Consider the following 15540-nt stretch of genomic DNA (forward strand, 5'->3'; position numbering starts at 1 on the left):
CGACCCCGGTTTTTGATCAATTATTGAGCAGGTGGGACGTAGCCTTCGGCCTGGGCGTATTCCTCGCCGGAAAAGAACTTGTCCATTTCGCCCTGCAGGTATTTGCGGTCTTCGGCGTTCATCATGTTCAGGCGTTTTTCGTTAATCAGCAGGGTCTGGTGTTTTTGCCAGTCGGCCCACGCCTGGGCGGAAACGTTATCGTAGATGTCCTGGCCTTTGGCACCCGGAAAAGGGGCACGTTCCAGGGCTGGCAGTTCTTCTTTGTACTTACGGCACATAACGGTGCGGGTCATGACGAAACTCCTGCGTTCAATACGTCGGCCGCGCGCTTCAGCAGTTTTTTCACCGGGGCGGCAAGGCCCAGGCGCGGCGGGGTGGCGAGGTTATACCAGAGCCAGTCGGCCTCGGCCACGTGATGGGCGGTTTCCTCGACCTGGACCAGCCAGGGTTCGATGGCCAACTGGAAGTGGCTGAAGGTGTGGATCAGCCGCGGCAGTTCCTGATGCTTGCCCAGCGCGAGTGCATGCTGGTTGGCCAGGTGGTCAAGGTCGCCCAGGTCATCCAGCTCCGGCAAGCTCCACAAGCCGCCCCACAAGCCCGTAGACGGGCGACGGTAAAGCAGGATCGCGCCCTCGGCGTTCGCCAGCATGGGCATCAGCGTGCGCTTTTGCGGAATGGTCTTGCGCGGCTTGGGGATCGGGTAGCGCGTCTCCAGGCCGAGCATGTGGGCTTCGCAGCCTTTTTCCAGCGGGCACAACAAGCAACTGGGTTTGCTGCGGGTGCAGAGCGTGGCGCCCATGTCCATCATTGCCTGGGTGTAGGCGTTGACGCGGGTATGGGGTGTAAAGCGCTCTGCGGTGGCCCACAGCTGCTTGGCCACCTTGGGCTCGCCAGGGTAACCCTCTTGCGCGGTAAAGCGCGCCAGCACGCGTTTGACGTTGCCGTCGAGGATCGGCGCGCGCAGGCCCATACTCAGGCTGGCAATCGCGCCAGCGGTGGACAGGCCGATGCCCGGCAGCTCGGTGAGCTTTTCGACGTCGCGGGGAAACTCACCGCCGTATTCGGCGACAACGATCTTGGCGGTTTTTTGCAGGTTACGCGCCCGGGTGTAGTAGCCCAGGCCCGTCCACAGGTGCAGCACTTCGTCTTCCGGCGCGGCGGCCAGGGCTTCGACCGTGGGCAGAGACGCCATGAAACGGTCGAAATAATTGAGCACGGTGCTCACCTGGGTCTGTTGCAGCATGATCTCCGACACCCACACCCGATACGGCGTGATGCCCTGTTGCCAGGGCAGGTCGTGGCGGCCGTGGCGGTCGTACCAGTCCAGCACCGCCTGTGAAAACTGCTCGTTTTTCATCGGTTGAACAGGCCTTTCAATGCGTCTTTGAGCTTGGGATTAACCTTGTCGAGTTTCTCTTCCAGCTTCTCGTTCAGGCGATTGCCGGCCGCCTTGAGGGCGACCTGGCCGAGGCCGTCCTTGTCCAGGCGGCAGGCCTTGGCGCCCAGCTCCAGCGGGCCACGGCAACGCAGCGGTACCTCAATGCCCTGGAAGTTGGCGCCGACCTGGCAAGCCGGGTCCGGCACGTCGCGCTTGTCGCCTTCAACGATGATGCCGACGCGGTAGTCCATACCCAGCACACGTAAATCCACATCACCGTTGCCGTTGAGCGTCAGGCCAGGAATGCGCACTTTCAGGTCGGGGTTGCTGGCCACGCCGTTACGGAACGTGAGGTTGCCGCGCAGTTCCTGGAAGGGCGTGTCCTTGCCGCCTGGCGTGGTGCTCAGGGTCTTGCGGTTGAGCAGGGCGATGCCGGTACACAGTTGCTGCTCAATGTTGGCATTGAGCAGCACACCGTTGTTGATCACGAGGCTGGCGGTGCCGTTGAGGCTGTCGATCAGGGCCTTCTGGCTGTTGCCGCGGCCGCTGAGGTTGCTGTCGAGGGTGAGCTGGCCTTTGACCGGCGGAGTTTTCCCTTGGGCCTGCAGGATGCGTTCAACAGGTACCTGCTTGATGTGGCTTTGCAGGGCCAGCACTGGCGTGTCCTGGCGCACGTCGAGTGTGCCGTTGGCCTGGAACGTGCCGTTGTAGAGACCGCCGCTAAGGGTGTCGAGCTTGAGTTGCCCGTCAATGCCGGAGGCTTTAAGCACCGCATTTTGAATGGGCAATTGGCTAAGGGTCAGCTCGCCAAAGGTCAGGTCTGCATTCACGTCCAGGCTGCGCAGGCGCGTCAGCGGCAGCAGTTTGTCATTGCTCCAGGCACCTTTGGTCGGCGCCTCGGGCAATGGTGTGTTGCCGCCTGCCGCCATGGCGCCGGCCTCGCTGCTCTGTACTTCGGCCTGGCGTGCAGCGGTTGCACCTTTAGCGGCTTCGGATTTGGTCGGCAGGTAATTGTCGGCATTGAAGGTATCGCCTTTGAGCTGCACACGCAGGGACTGCTTGGCGAAATCATCCACGGCGACGCGGCCGGTGAAGGTGCTGCCATCGAGCTTCAGGTTCAGGTCTTCCAGGGCGACGCTGGTGGGCGTGCCCTTGAGGCGGCTCACCAGCTCGACCTTGCTCAGGCTACCTGGGGCCATGGCTGGCAGTGGGTGGCCGATGCTCTCAAGAAACTTGGCCAGGTCAAACTGGGCAACCGACAGGGCGCCGCTGATCTGCGGGGTTTTGTCCAGGTCATTGGCTTTCAGTTCGCCCAAGGCGCGCAATTGGTTGGCCGCCAGTTTCAGGTTGGTCCATTCGGCGACGTTGGCCGCCAGGTCCACCAGCAGTTGGCCCTGGGTAGAGAAGCTCACGGTCTTGCCTTGCAGCGGCTCGCCGGTGGCTTCACCGCTAAAGCGCATGTCTTCGAACTGGTAGCGCTTGAGGGCCCGCTGGATGCGCAAGTTGCCGTTCAGCTCGGTCTTGACCCGCATCAGCGGCTGGTTGCTACCCAGGAACGCCGTGAGTTTCAGCGGAATGCTGGCGCCTTCGTGGATGGCTCCGGCGCTCAGTTGGATGCTCTCGGCACTCAATTGCTTGCCGGTCTGTTCATCGGTGTACTCAACACGAGCGTTGTTGATGGTCAGGCTGTCGATGTCCAGGCGGATCGGCTGCGGCGGCTTTTCCGGCTTGGTTTCAGCCACGGGTTCGACTGGCGCGGGAGCGGGGGTGCCTGTGGTTTCGTCGGGTAGGTTCTTGCCGATGTCTTCCCAGTTGCCGTGGCCCTGTTTGTCGCGGTTCAGGCGCAGGTTCAAGCCCTCGACACGCACATCGCTCATCTGCACTTCGCGGCGCAGCAGTGGCAGTACGCGTACCGACAGGCCGAGCATCTGCAAGTCGGCGAAGGGTTGGGTGGGTGCGGTCAGGGTCGCGACGCTGGCCTCGTGCAGTTCCAGGCCCAGCCAGGGGAAAAGGCTCCAGCCGATATCGCCATTGAGCGTCAGCTCGATGTGGGCCTTGTCGCGGGCTATCTGGCGAATTTCTTCTTTGTAGTCGTTGGGATCGAAAAGGTGGGTCAGGGCAAAGCCGAGCGCCACAATGATCAGCAACAGCCCCAGAAGTACCAGACCCAGGATTTTGCCGAACGCTTTCATGGGCGAGTCCTTGTATGTCGAATTCAAAATTTAGCCGCAGAGTATAACGCCCGAAGGCCGGCGTCAGTTCACGGATCGTTACATTGTATCCACCGGCGTGGAAATGGGATTTTGACGTCAGAAAAATACAGATAATCCAAAAAAGGTAGTGGCAGTTTGATTTTTCTGTCATCCACTGGTGCTAATCTCTGCACGTTCGTCCGCCTTCTGCGACTTAAGGTCGCGCCTAAAAGGGAGCTTCACTCAACAAAACGGCCACGCTTTGCGTGCAAGGCCGAGGGAGAGAGCGCCTGACGGACGCATACCAATAACTGGGGGAAACACCAATGAGCACTAGCACTGTGGCCGGCACTGCCGCCGCACAGCCTGCGTTCCTGTCCAAGGAGCGCATCATCGCCAAGCCGGGCTTCAACCGCTGGCTGGTTCCACCGGCCGCCCTGGCCATCCACCTGTGCATCGGCATGGCCTACGGCTTCTCGGTGTTCTGGCTGCCGTTGTCCAAGGCGCTGGGTATCACCGCACCGGTGGCCTGCGCGCCGGACATGAGCTTTATCGCCCAAGTCTTCTCGTCCCAATGTGACTGGCCCATCTCCATGCTGGGCTGGATCTACACCCTGTTCTTCATCTTCCTGGGCTGCTCGGCAGCGATCTGGGGCGGCTGGCTGGAACATGCCGGGCCACGCAAGGCCGGCGTTGTCTCGGCGTTGTGCTGGTGCGGTGGCCTGCTGATCTCGGCGCTGGGTATCTATACCCACCAGATCTGGCTGATGTGGATCGGCTCCGGTGTCATTGGCGGTATCGGCTTGGGCCTGGGCTATATCTCGCCCGTTTCGACCTTGATCAAGTGGTTCCCGGACAAGCGCGGCATGGCGACCGGCATGGCGATCATGGGCTTCGGCGGCGGCGCGATGGTGGGTGCGCCCCTGGCTGCGGCACTGATGGGCCATTTCTCTTCGCCCACCAGCGTGGGCGTATGGCAGAGCTTTGTGGTCATGGCGGCGATTTATTTCGTGTTCATGATCGGTGGCGCCCTGCTGTATCGCGTACCGCCGACCGGCTGGAAGCCTGAGGGCTGGACCGCGCCGGCGAAAAAAGCCAGCAATGCGATGATCACTCACCGTCACGTGCATGTGAATGTGGCGTGGAAAACCCCGCAGTTCCGCCTGGTATGGCTGGTGCTGTGCCTGAACGTGTCTGCCGGTATCGGCATCTTGGGCATGGCCTCGCCGCTGCTGCAGGAAGTGTTCGGCGGCAAGTTGTTGGGTGTTGATGTGCCATTCGGCCAATTGGATGCGGGCCAGTTGGCCTCCATTGCAGCCATTGCCGCTGGTTTTACCGGCCTGTTGAGCCTGTTCAAAATCGGTGGCCGGTTCTTCTGGGCCTCGTTCTCTGACTACCTGGGGCGTAAAAATACCTACTTCGTGTTCTTCGCCCTGGGCTTTGCCCTGTACGCGCTGATCCCGAACCTGGGGCATCTGGGCAACGTGGCGCTGTTTGTGACGGCGTTCTGCATCATCCTGTCGATGTACGGCGGTGGTTTTGCCACGGTTCCGGCCTACCTGGCCGACCTGTTCGGCACCCAGATGGTTGGCGCGATCCACGGTCGCCTGTTGACCGCCTGGGCCGCTGCGGGCGTGTTGGGCCCGGTGCTGGTGAACTACCTGCGTGAATACCAGTTGAGCATCGGCGTTGAACGCGCCGCGGCCTACGACATCACCTTGTACATCCTCGCCGGCTTGCTGGTGCTGGGCTTCATCTGCAACCTGCTGGTGCGCCCGGTGGCCGATAAGTACTTCATGACTGATGCAGAACTTGCCGCCGAACAGGCGCTGGGCCATGACAAAGGTGCCGATGCCACCACCGTGCTGGAGTGGAAGGCCTCCGCCGCCAGCAAGCCGCTGGCGATTGCCGCGTGGCTGGTAGTGGGTATTCCGCTGGCGTGGGGTGTGTGGGTGACCCTGCAGAAGACGGCGGTACTGTTCCACTGACACCGCAATAAGGGTGGGCCCGGCTCCTGTGGGGCCGGGCTTGTGTGGGAGCTGGCTCTCACATAAGCCCATGCTCACATGTATGCACATGTCTATCCCCGACATTCCTCGCTCCAACTCGTCAGTCTTATCCCCTTCGTTGTTTCTGTTTAGCGCCTGCGCCCCTATAATGGCTGCCTTTTTCGCCCAATGATTTTGCGGAGCTGGTGATGGCCGAACGTAAGGCATCTGTCGAGCGCGACACTCTGGAAACCCAGATCAAAGCCTCGATCAACCTGGATGGCACCGGAAAGGCCCGATTCGATATCGGTGTCCCTTTTCTTGAGCACATGCTGGACCAGATCGCCCGTCACGGGCTGATCGACCTGGATATCGTCGGCAAAGGCGACCTGCATATCGACGACCACCACATGGTGGAAGACGTGGGCATCACCCTCGGCCAGGCGTTTGCCAAGGCCATCGGCGACAAAAAAGGCATCCGTCGCTACGGCCATGCCTATGTCCCGTTGGATGAAGCGCTGTCCCGGGTGGTCATCGACTTCTCCGGCCGCCCGGGTTTGCAGATGCACGTGCCTTACACCCGCGCGAACGTGGGCCGTGGCTTTGACGTTGACCTGTTCCAGGAATTCTTCCAGGGCTTTGTCAACCACGCACTGGTCAGCCTGCACATCGACAACCTGCGCGGCACCAACACCCACCACCAGATCGAAACCGTGTTCAAGGCTTTCGGCCGCGCGTTGCGCATGGCTGTAGAAGTCGATGAGCGCATGGGCGGGCAAATGCCGTCGACCAAGGGCGTTCTGTAATGCAGACGGTCGCGGTTATCGATTACGGCATGGGTAACCTGCACTCGGTGGCCAAGGCCCTTGAGCATGTAGGTGCCGGCAAGGTGCTGATCACCAGCGATGCCAACGTGATTCGCGAAGCCGACCGCGTGGTGTTCCCCGGCGTTGGCGCGATTCGCGATTGCATGGCCGAGATCCGCCGCCTGGGCTTTGACAGCCTGGTGCGCGAAGTCAGCCAGGACCGCCCCTTCCTCGGTATCTGCGTGGGCATGCAGGCTTTGCTCGACAGCAGTGAAGAGAACGGCGGTGTCGACTGCATCGGGGTGTTTCCGGGCCAGGTGAAGTTCTTCGGCAAAGACCTGCATGAAGAGGGCGAGCACCTCAAAGTCCCGCACATGGGCTGGAACGAAGTGCGCCGCACCGTCGACCACCCGCTGTGGCACGACATTCCGGACATGGCGCGTTTCTACTTCGTGCACAGCTACTACATCGCCGCCGGTAACCCGCGCCAGGTGGTGGGTGGCGGGCATTACGGCGTCGATTTTGCCGCCGCGCTGGCCGATGGTTCGCGCTTTGCCGTGCAGTTCCACCCGGAGAAGAGCCATACCCATGGCCTGCAATTGCTGCAGAACTTCGCCGCGTGGGATGGTCGCTGGTAATGGCCAAGAAACCGAAGCCGCCGATCTTGAACCTCACGCCCGAGCAGGAGCGTGCGGCCACCGACAAGATCAAACGTTTCATGGAAGACCGCTTCGAGCTCAAGCTGGGTTCGTTCGAGGTCGCCGAGATTCTTGAGCTGTTCACCACCGAAGTGGCGCCGCATTATTACAACAGGGCGGTTTTCGACACGCAGACGCTCCTTAAGGAAAGGTTCGAAAGCATCGAAAGCGACTTGTGGTCGCTTGAGAAACCCTGATTTCCCAAGCATTGCTGAATATCGAATAAGGTTTGCCAGATGCTGATTATCCCCGCTATCGATCTCAAGGACGGCGCTTGTGTCCGCCTGCGCCAAGGCCGCATGGAAGATTCCACGGTGTTCTCCGATGACCCGGTGAGCATGGCTGCCAAATGGGTAGAAGGGGGCTGCCGTCGTCTGCATCTGGTGGACTTGAACGGCGCCTTCGAAGGCCAGCCGGTCAATGGCGAGGTGGTCACCGCCATCGCCAAGCGCTACCCGAACCTGCCGATCCAGATCGGCGGTGGTATCCGCTCCCTGGAAACCATCGAGCACTACGTCAAGGCGGGCGTGAGCTACGTGATCATCGGCACCAAGGCCGTGAAAGACCCGGCCTTCGTCGCCGAAGCCTGCCGCGCGTTCCCCGGCAAGGTTATCGTCGGCCTGGATGCTAAAGACGGCTTTGTTGCCACCGATGGCTGGGCTGAAATCAGCACCGTGCAGGTGATCGATCTGGCCAAACAGTTCGAAGCCGACGGCGTGTCCGCCATCGTTTATACCGACATCGCCAAAGACGGCATGATGCAGGGCTGCAACGTTCCGTTCACCGCAGCCCTGGCAGCGGCCACCAAGATTCCGGTGATCGCCTCGGGCGGCATTCACAACCTGGGTGACATCAAGTCGCTGCTGGACGCCAAGGCTCCCGGCATTATCGGCGCCATCACCGGCCGTGCGATCTATGAAGGTACCCTGGACGTCGCCGAAGCTCAGGCTTACTGCGACGCCTACAACGGCTGAGGACTGACCATGGCGCTGGCCAAACGCATCATCCCTTGCCTGGACGTCGACAACGGTCGTGTGGTCAAGGGCGTCAAGTTCGAGAACATCCGTGATGCCGGCGACCCGGTAGAAATCGCCCGTCGTTACGATGAGCAAGGTGCCGACGAGATCACCTTCCTCGACATCACCGCCAGCGTCGATGGCCGCGACACCACGTTGCATACCGTCGAGCGCATGGCCAGCCAGGTGTTTATCCCGCTGACCGTGGGCGGTGGTGTGCGCACGGTGCAAGACATCCGCAACCTGCTTAATGCCGGCGCAGACAAGGTCTCGATCAACACCGCCGCCGTGTTCAACCCTGAGTTTGTCGGCGAAGCCGCGCAACACTTCGGCTCGCAATGCATCGTCGTCGCCATCGACGCCAAGAAGGTTTCCGGCCCGGGCGAAACCCCGCGCTGGGAGATCTTCACCCATGGCGGGCGCAAGCCTACCGGGCTGGATGCGGTGGAGTGGGCGATGAAGATGGAAGGCCTGGGCGCCGGTGAAATCCTGCTGACCAGCATGGACCAGGACGGCATGAAAAACGGTTTCGACCTGGGCGTCACCCGCGCCATCAGTGATGCCCTGGGCATCCCGGTGATCGCGTCGGGCGGCGTCGGCAACCTGCAACACTTAGCCGATGGCGTGCTCGAAGGCCATGCCAGCGCGGTGCTGGCGGCGAGTATTTTCCACTTTGGTGAATACACCGTGCCCGAGGCCAAGGCCTATATGGCGGCGCGCGGTATCGTCGTGCGCTAAACGCTGCTGGACACCATGGCAGGCTCGCGGCACTCTCTGCGCTTGCCATGGATTCCGGTAGCCTTCATGTTCAAACACCTGCTGCTCGCCCTCGCCAGTTCCTCCATGTTCATGGCGGCTACGGCACACGCCGAACAACCGTCTGACGCCTCCCTGGTGTTGCTGACGGAAAATTTTCCGCCCTACAACATGGCGAAAAACGGCAAGAACTTCGCCAAGGACGAGAACATCGAAGGCATCGCCGTAGACATCATGCGCGAAACCTTCCAGCGTGCCGGCATTTCCTACAACCTGACCCTGCGCTTCCCGTGGGAACGAATCTACAAGCTCGCCCTGGAAAAACCCGGTTACGGTGTGTTTGTGATGGCGCGTCTGCCAGACCGTGAAGCCTTGTTCAAATGGGTCGGCCCCATCGGCCCGGATGATTGGGTAATGCTGGCCAAGGCCGACAGCAAGATTCAGCTAGAAAGCCTGGAGCAAGCGCGCCGCTACAAGATTGGCGCCTACAAAGGCGACGCCATTGCCGAAAGCCTCGACAAGCAGGGGCTCAAGCCGATGGTCGCCCTGCGTGACCAGGACAATGCGCAAAAGCTCATGGAAGGTCAGATCGACCTGTGGGCCACCGGCGATCCTGCCGGGCGTTACCTGGCGCGGCAGGTGGGGGTAAACGGGCTCAAGACGGTGTTGCGGTTCAACAGTGCGCAGCTTTACCTGGCGTTGAACAAGGACGTGCCGGATGAGGTGGTGGCCAGGCTCCAGGCCGCATTGGATGAGTTACGCAACAGCGGCCGTATAGACGAAATCATGGCGCGTTACCTCTGAAGTCGGCAGGATGAACATGATCAACAATGTGGGAGCGGGGTTGCCCGCGATAACATTGGATCAGCCAATACCTGTGTGACCGACACTCCGCCATCGCGGGCAAGCCCGCTCCCACAGTAGATCTTTGCGATCTTCCTTAACGGTAAATACCGTCCTTGCCATGCCCGGCCATCGCCCGATTACTGCGCACGCTGATCATCAACTTGATATCGATCCACTCCACGCCCTGGGCCTTGAGCTTGGGCAGTTCGCGCTCCAGCACCGCCAGCGTCTGTGGGTAAGGATGCCCGATCATGACTGCCGAACCCTGCTTATGTGCCAGTTTGATCGCGGTCTGCAGTTGCGTGGTAATCGCCGCCTCGGTGCGTTCGTCATCGAGAAATACATCCCGCGACACATGGGCCAAACCGATCTTCTGTGCCTCGGCGGCGGCGACGGTTTGCGCACTGGTGCGGCTGTCGACGAAGAACTTGTGGCGCCGTTGCAACTCACCCATCAGCCAGGCCATCGCCGCCGGTTGTGCGGTCATGCGGCTGCCCATGTGGTTGTTGATACCGGCGGTGTAGGGCACGGCTTCAAATGCCGCGTCCAGGCGCTTGCCCAGTTCTTCGATGGACAGCTCCGGGTGCCAGGCGAATGGACCGGTGGCCGGGTCCATAGGCATGTGCAGGATCACGATCTTGCCAGCCTTGTGGGCCTCACGGGCAAATTCGGCGGCGTGGGGCGTGTCCGGCATGATGGCGGCGGTCACCGGGCCGGGTAGCGCAAGCACGCGACGATCCCGAGGCAGGTTTTGCCCCAGATCGTCGATGATAAGCGTCAGGTAGGCTTTGTGCGGTTCGCCGGCAGGGGCCGCTTGAGCGACCCCTGCCAGGCTGCACAGCACAGCGAAGATCAGGGCAAAGCGCATGATCAACGGCTGCGGGTGATGCTCAAGCCCTTGAGCAGGCTGAGTGCCTGGGCCAGTTGGTAGTCATCGTCCTGGGGCATCGGCTTGGCCTTGGCGCGGCTGCCGGTTGGCTGGTCGGCGCCGCCGTTGCCATTGCCCAGGTGACCTTGCAGATCGGCCTCTTTGTAGTATTCGCCATCGATCTCGTTGGTGATCTTGGCGCGGCGTACTTCGATGTCCGGCACGATGCCCTGGGCCTGGATCGAGCGGCCGTTAGGCGTGTAGTACAGCGCCGTGGTGATCTTCAGCGCACGCTCGTTGTTCAGCGGCAATACGGTCTGCACCGAGCCTTTGCCGAAGCTGGTGGTGCCCATCAGCACGCCGCGCTTGAGGTCTTGCAGGGCGCCGGCGACGATTTCCGAGGCCGAGGCGCTGCCGCCGTTGATCAGCACCGCCAACGGCACGTTTTCGCTCAAGTCGTTGCCGGTGGCCGAGAAGCGCAGTTCGGAGTTGGCAATCCGGCCTTTGGTATAAACGATCAGGCCCTTGGTGACAAAGTGGTCGACCACTTCAACCGCCGACTGCAACACGCCGCCTGGGTTGTTACGCAGGTCAAGCACGATGCCGTTGAGCTTCTTGCCGTTGTCTTTGCGCAGCTTGGCCAGGGCCTTGGCCACTTCGTCGCCGGTCTTGACCTGGAACTGGGTGATACGGATGTAACCGTAGCCCGACTCCAGCAACTGGCTCTTCACGCTCTTGACCGTGATGGTCGCACGGGCCAGGGTCACGTCAAACGGGTTGCCGCCGTCGCGTACCAGGGTGAGGGTGATCTTCTGGCCGAGCTTGCCGCGCATCTTGTCGACGGCTTCGGTCATGGTCTGGCCGCGGGTCGGCTGGCCATTGATCTTCACGATCAGGTCGCCGGCCTGGATGCCGGCCTTGGACGCTGGGGTGTCGTCGATGGGCGAGACCACTTTGATCTGGCCGTCTTCGGAGCCCACTTCGATGCCCAGGCCGCCGAACTCACCACTGGTGCTTTCCTGCAGCTCGGCGAAATCTTCCGGGCCCAGGTAGGCGGAGTGCGGGTCGAGGTTGCTGAGCATGCCCTTGATGGCATTTTCCAGCAGGGCCTTGTCGTCTACGGGTTCGACATACGCTGCCTTGATCCGGTCCATGACCTCGGCAAAGGTGCGCAGCTCGTCCAGCGGCAATGGCGCCTTGGTCGTCGCAGCCATGGCAGGTGCAGCCGGTGCGGCCTGGTCGGCAAAAGCCAGAGGCGCGCCGATCACCAGAGCGATCGTCAGGGCCAGCGAAGTGAGGCGGGACAAATGCAGCATGTCGAACGAACTCCTAATGTAGATGCGACCCTATCCTTGGGACCGGCACCATTGTGCAGGGTCGCTCGGGCGGCCCTGCTGACGAATAGCAAAGTACAGCGCCGGGGTGTCCTGACCACCACTGTTACCGACAGTGGAGATGGATTCACCGGCTTTTACAACATCACCTGCCGACTTGAGTAGTGTCTGATTGTGGCCGTAAAGGCTCAAATAGCCATTACCGTGGTCAAGAATCACCAGCAAGCCGGCGCCCCGCAACCAATCGGCGAACACCACGCGCCCACCATGCACGGCGTGGACCTGGCTGCCGGCAGAGGCGCTGATCATCACGCCGTCCCACTTGGCACGGGTGTCATCGCCACGGGTTTCCCCAAAGCGTGCCAGTAATCGACCATCAACCGGCCATGGAAGTTTGCCCCGAGCTGAAGCAAAAGGGCCACCGAAGGACTCGCCACTGCTGGAAACCAGCGGGCCAGGGGCTGCACGCGCCGGTTTGCGCGGGGCCGGAGCGTCGCTGGTGGCAGCCAGTTCGGCCTCACGCTGACGCTTTTTTTCGGCTTCCTGCTGGGCGATCAGCGCTTTTTGCCGCGCTTCTTCGGCCTCGCGTGCCTGGCGGGCCAGGGTTTCTTCGATAGTCTTGAGGACTTTGGCCAGGTCGGCCTGGTCCTGCTCGCGGGCCTGGAGCTTGGCGTCGCGGGCTTTTACGTCGCTGTTGAGCTTGGCCAGGGCCTGCTGGCGTTCCTTGCGCACCTTGTCCAACTGATCACGCTGGGTGTCGAGGGCGGTTTTCTGGTCGAGCAGTTGCGATTGCTGGTCGGCAATCTCTTGCTCGACATTGGCCAATTGGCGCAGGGTTTCGTTAAACCCCTTCAATTGCGCCAGGCGTGCCTGGCTCAGGTAGTCGTAATAGGTGAGGGTACGGGCGAATTTTTCCGGGTTCTGCTGGTTGAGCAGCAGCTTGAGGTACTCCTGGCGGCCGCTCTGGTACGCGGCACGGGCCTGGATCGCGATCAGGCGTTGCTGTTCAACGCGTGCGCTCTGGAGTTTTTTTTTCTCAGCGTCGAGTCGCTCCAGTTCCGACTCGCTCTTCTTTAGTTCTTTTTGCAGCTCCTGGACCTGCTTCTCCAGCTTGCCCATCTCGGTTTCCGTGCCGCGCAGGTCTTTCTGCACCCCGGATTTTTCTTCCTGGAGCTTGCCGAGCAGTTTTTTCAGCTCGGTAATGTCCTGACGCGTAGCGTCCAACTGTTGTTGGGTTTGTGCGCGCTCATCGGCAAATGCCGGTTGGAGCAGGCAGACAAGAGCAAGGGTGATCAAGGCGCGAAGCATAGAGGCGGGCGACACCAGGGGAAAAGGACGGCCTAGTATGCCCGCCAAGCGCTGCAAAAAAAACGCCCAATTGGGGCGGTAGGGCAAGATAGCCGCCGAGTGGCGATGGTATGGCAAAAAGACATCTATCAAACACCACAAAACCAATGTGGGAGCGGGCTTGCCCGCGATTGCGGTGGGTCAGCGACATAGATGTCGACTGATTAGCCGCTATCGCGGGCAAGCCCGCTCCCACACTGTTTTGTGGCGTACTTTGGATCAGACCAGGATCGAGGTCCCGGTCATCTCCTTCGGTTGCTCCAGCCCCATCAGTTTCAGCATGGTCGGCGCCACATCCGCCAGCACGCCACCTTCACGCACTTTCAGGTCACGTTTGCCGACATAGATGAACGGTACCGGCTCGGTGGTGTGTGCTGTGTGAGCCTGACCAGTGGATTCGTCGGACATCTGTTCGCAGTTGCCATGGTCGGCGGTGATCAGCGCTTCGCCGCCGACTTTTTCCAGCGCGTCGACGATGCGGCCAACACATTTATCCAGGCATTCCACGGCCTTGACCGCCGCTTCCAGGTTGCCGCTGTGGCCAACCATGTCGCCGTTGGCGTAGTTGACGACGATCACGTCGTAACGCTGGTGATCAATGGCTTCGACGATCTTGTCGGTCACTTCCGGTGCGCTCATTTCCGGCTGCAAGTCGTAGGTAGCGACTTTTGGCGACGGGATCAGGATGCGCTCTTCGCCGGGGAACGGCTCTTCGCGGCCACCGGAGAAGAAGAACGTCACGTGGGCGTATTTCTCGGTTTCGGCGATGCGCAGCTGGGTCTTGCCGTTTTTAGCCAGGTAGTCGCCCAGCACGTTCTCCAGGCTGCCCGGGGCGAATGCCGACGGGGCCGGGATGTTGGCGGCGTATTGGGTAAGCATGACGAACTCGACCTTTGGCTGGCGTGCGCGCTCGAAGTCCTTGAAGCCTTCATCGACGAACACATGGCTCAGTTCACGGGCGCGGTCGGCGCGGAAGTTCATGAACACCATGGCGTCGCCGTCTTCGACCTTCACCGGCTCGCCGATGGTGGTGGCCTTGACGAACTCATCGCTCTCGCCACGGGCGTAGGCTGCTTCCAGGCCTTCCTGGGCGGTGGCCGCGTTGAATTCGGCCTGGCCTTCGACGATCAGGTTGTAGGCCTGGGCGACACGGTCCCAGCGGTTATCGCGGTCCATGGCGAAGTAACGGCCCACCAGGCTGGCGATGCGGCCCTTGCCCAGGGCGGCGAAGGTGGCGTCGAGCAGCTCGATCGACGATTGCGCACTTTTGGGCGGTGTGTCGCGGCCGTCGAGGAAGGCGTGCAGGTAGATCTTGTCGGCACCGCGCTTGAACGCCAGTTCGGCCATGGCGACCAAGTGATCCTGATGGCTATGTACGCCGCCGTCCGACAACAGGCCCATGAAGTGCACGGCTTTACCGGCGGCGACGGCTTTATCGACCGCCGCGCAGATGGTCGGGTTCTCGAAAAACTCACCCTCGCGGATCGCTTTGGTCACACGCGTGAAGTCTTGATATACCACTCGTCCGGCGCCGAGGTTCATGTGGCCGACTTCCGAGTTACCCATCTGGCCCTCCGGCAGGCCCACGTCCATGCCGGAACCTGAGATCAAACCGTTGGGAACCGTTGCAGTCAGGCGGTCCAGCACGGGCTTGTTGGCCGAGTACACGGCGTTGTCGTGGTGGCTTTCACTGTGTCCGAAGCCATCGAGAATTATCAGGACCAAAGGTTTAGGCGTGGTAGTCATAGATCCTCTCGCGGCGGTAATAAAGGAAGACAATGGAAAAGGGAGTGGCAGTTTAAAGCGAAGTTCCGAGCGCGTCACCGCTTTACGGGGGTTGGCCCTCCTTGGCGGCTGTGTATACTTACCGCCATTTTAACGCCCTGGAACCTCCTTGATGGTTGATCACCTGATTGCATTTGCCACTGCCCACTACCTGCTCGTGGGTGCCTTCGTCATCCTGCTGGCGCTGCTGATCGCGCATGAACTGAGCCGCGGTGGTCGCAGCCTGAGCACGTCGGAGCTGACCGCCCTGGTCAACAAGGATGAGGCCGTTGTCGTCGATATTCGCCCGGCCAAGGATTATGCCGCCGGCCATATCGTTGGTGCCCTGAACATTCCTCAGGACAAGCTGATCGCGCGCTTGGCCGAGCTGGAAAAATACAAGGCCAAGACCATTATCCTGGTCGACGCCCAAGGCCAGCACTCGGGCACCCACGCCCGCGAGATGCTCAAGACCGGCTTCACCGCGGCCAAGCTGTCGGGTGGTATCAGCAGCTGGCGTGGCGATAACCTGCCGTTGGTGAAGTGA

15 protein-coding genes are annotated in these 15540 nt (G+C 61.1%); 8 read left to right on the forward strand and 7 right to left on the reverse strand.

Annotated features, from left to right (window positions below; genetic code table 11):
- Nucleotides 1-20: 20 nt before the first annotated feature.
- From JMV15_RS12465 to JMV15_RS12475, 3 genes are read right to left on the reverse strand one after another with little or no spacing between them, the layout of a single operon-like run.
- Nucleotides 21-293, reverse strand: a complete 273-nt coding sequence (locus tag JMV15_RS12465) for an oxidative damage protection protein (protein ID WP_014716509.1) — start codon at nucleotides 291-293, stop codon at nucleotides 21-23.
- Nucleotides 290-1357, reverse strand: a complete 1068-nt coding sequence (gene mutY, locus JMV15_RS12470; protein WP_069868902.1) for an A/G-specific adenine glycosylase — start codon at nucleotides 1355-1357, stop codon at nucleotides 290-292. Before mutY ends, JMV15_RS12465 begins: the two co-directional genes overlap by 4 nt.
- Nucleotides 1354-3570 carry an AsmA family protein gene (locus JMV15_RS12475; protein ID WP_069868904.1) on the reverse strand — a complete coding sequence of 739 codons (2217 nt, stop codon included), beginning with the start codon at nucleotides 3568-3570 and terminating at the stop codon, nucleotides 1354-1356. Before JMV15_RS12475 ends, mutY begins: the two co-directional genes overlap by 4 nt.
- Before the next feature lie 326 nt (nucleotides 3571-3896).
- Between JMV15_RS12475 and JMV15_RS12480 the strand changes: the two genes are divergently transcribed.
- The 7 genes from JMV15_RS12480 (at nucleotide 3897) to JMV15_RS12510 (ending at nucleotide 9638) form a co-directional block, all read left to right on the forward strand.
- Nucleotides 3897-5558 carry an OFA family MFS transporter gene (locus tag JMV15_RS12480; RefSeq protein ID WP_201491571.1) on the forward strand — a complete coding sequence of 554 codons (1662 nt, stop codon included), beginning with the start codon at nucleotides 3897-3899 and terminating at the stop codon, nucleotides 5556-5558.
- Between the two features lie 209 nt (nucleotides 5559-5767).
- Nucleotides 5768-6364 carry an imidazoleglycerol-phosphate dehydratase HisB gene (hisB, locus tag JMV15_RS12485; protein WP_003187781.1) on the forward strand — a complete coding sequence of 199 codons (597 nt, stop codon included), beginning with the start codon at nucleotides 5768-5770 and terminating at the stop codon, nucleotides 6362-6364.
- Nucleotides 6364-7002, forward strand: coding sequence for an imidazole glycerol phosphate synthase subunit HisH (gene hisH, locus JMV15_RS12490; RefSeq protein ID WP_014716513.1), 639 nt, complete (start codon nucleotides 6364-6366; stop codon nucleotides 7000-7002). Before hisB ends, hisH begins: the two co-directional genes overlap by 1 nt.
- Nucleotides 7002-7259 carry a DUF2164 domain-containing protein gene (locus tag JMV15_RS12495; RefSeq protein ID WP_014716514.1) on the forward strand — a complete coding sequence of 86 codons (258 nt, stop codon included), beginning with the start codon at nucleotides 7002-7004 and terminating at the stop codon, nucleotides 7257-7259. Before hisH ends, JMV15_RS12495 begins: the two co-directional genes overlap by 1 nt.
- Nucleotides 7260-7298: 39 nt before the next feature.
- Nucleotides 7299-8036 (forward strand): 1-(5-phosphoribosyl)-5-[(5-phosphoribosylamino)methylideneamino]imidazole-4-carboxamide isomerase, encoded by a 738-nt coding sequence (gene hisA / locus JMV15_RS12500; protein ID WP_003187784.1) that lies wholly within the window; start codon nucleotides 7299-7301, stop codon nucleotides 8034-8036.
- Nucleotides 8037-8045: 9 nt separating this feature from the next.
- Nucleotides 8046-8816 carry an imidazole glycerol phosphate synthase subunit HisF gene (hisF, locus tag JMV15_RS12505; protein WP_003187786.1) on the forward strand — a complete coding sequence of 257 codons (771 nt, stop codon included), beginning with the start codon at nucleotides 8046-8048 and terminating at the stop codon, nucleotides 8814-8816.
- A gap of 66 nt (nucleotides 8817-8882) precedes the next feature.
- The gene (locus tag JMV15_RS12510; protein ID WP_069868907.1) at nucleotides 8883-9638 is read left to right on the forward strand and encodes a substrate-binding periplasmic protein; all 756 of its coding nucleotides are present in this window, start codon (nucleotides 8883-8885) and stop codon (nucleotides 9636-9638) included.
- Nucleotides 9639-9774: 136 nt separating this feature from the next.
- Here the strand turns inward: JMV15_RS12510 and JMV15_RS12515 are convergent, their stop codons facing one another.
- The 4 genes from JMV15_RS12515 to gpmI all read right to left on the reverse strand — a co-directional run bounded on the left by JMV15_RS12515 (nucleotide 9775) and on the right by gpmI (nucleotide 14975).
- The gene (locus JMV15_RS12515) at nucleotides 9775-10548 is read right to left on the reverse strand and encodes a divergent polysaccharide deacetylase family protein (RefSeq protein ID WP_014716516.1); all 774 of its coding nucleotides are present in this window, start codon (nucleotides 10546-10548) and stop codon (nucleotides 9775-9777) included.
- Nucleotides 10549-10550: 2 nt separating this feature from the next.
- Complete coding sequence (locus tag JMV15_RS12520) at nucleotides 10551-11864, reverse strand: S41 family peptidase (RefSeq protein ID WP_020302395.1); 1314 nt, start codon at nucleotides 11862-11864, stop codon at nucleotides 10551-10553.
- 30 nt (nucleotides 11865-11894) lie between these two features.
- A complete protein-coding gene (locus JMV15_RS12525) occupies nucleotides 11895-13190 on the reverse strand; it encodes a murein hydrolase activator EnvC family protein (RefSeq protein WP_019819986.1) in 1296 nt (431 codons plus the stop codon).
- 258 nt (nucleotides 13191-13448) lie between these two features.
- The gene (gene gpmI, locus JMV15_RS12530; RefSeq protein WP_069868909.1) at nucleotides 13449-14975 is read right to left on the reverse strand and encodes a 2,3-bisphosphoglycerate-independent phosphoglycerate mutase; all 1527 of its coding nucleotides are present in this window, start codon (nucleotides 14973-14975) and stop codon (nucleotides 13449-13451) included.
- A 151-nt stretch (nucleotides 14976-15126) separates the two neighbouring features.
- Between gpmI and JMV15_RS12535 the strand changes: the two genes are divergently transcribed.
- Complete coding sequence (locus tag JMV15_RS12535) at nucleotides 15127-15540, forward strand: rhodanese-like domain-containing protein (RefSeq protein ID WP_003187796.1); 414 nt, start codon at nucleotides 15127-15129, stop codon at nucleotides 15538-15540.

The sequence above is a fragment of the Pseudomonas paracarnis genome, from assembly GCF_904063055.1.
Lineage (GTDB): Bacteria > Pseudomonadota > Gammaproteobacteria > Pseudomonadales > Pseudomonadaceae > Aquipseudomonas > Aquipseudomonas paracarnis.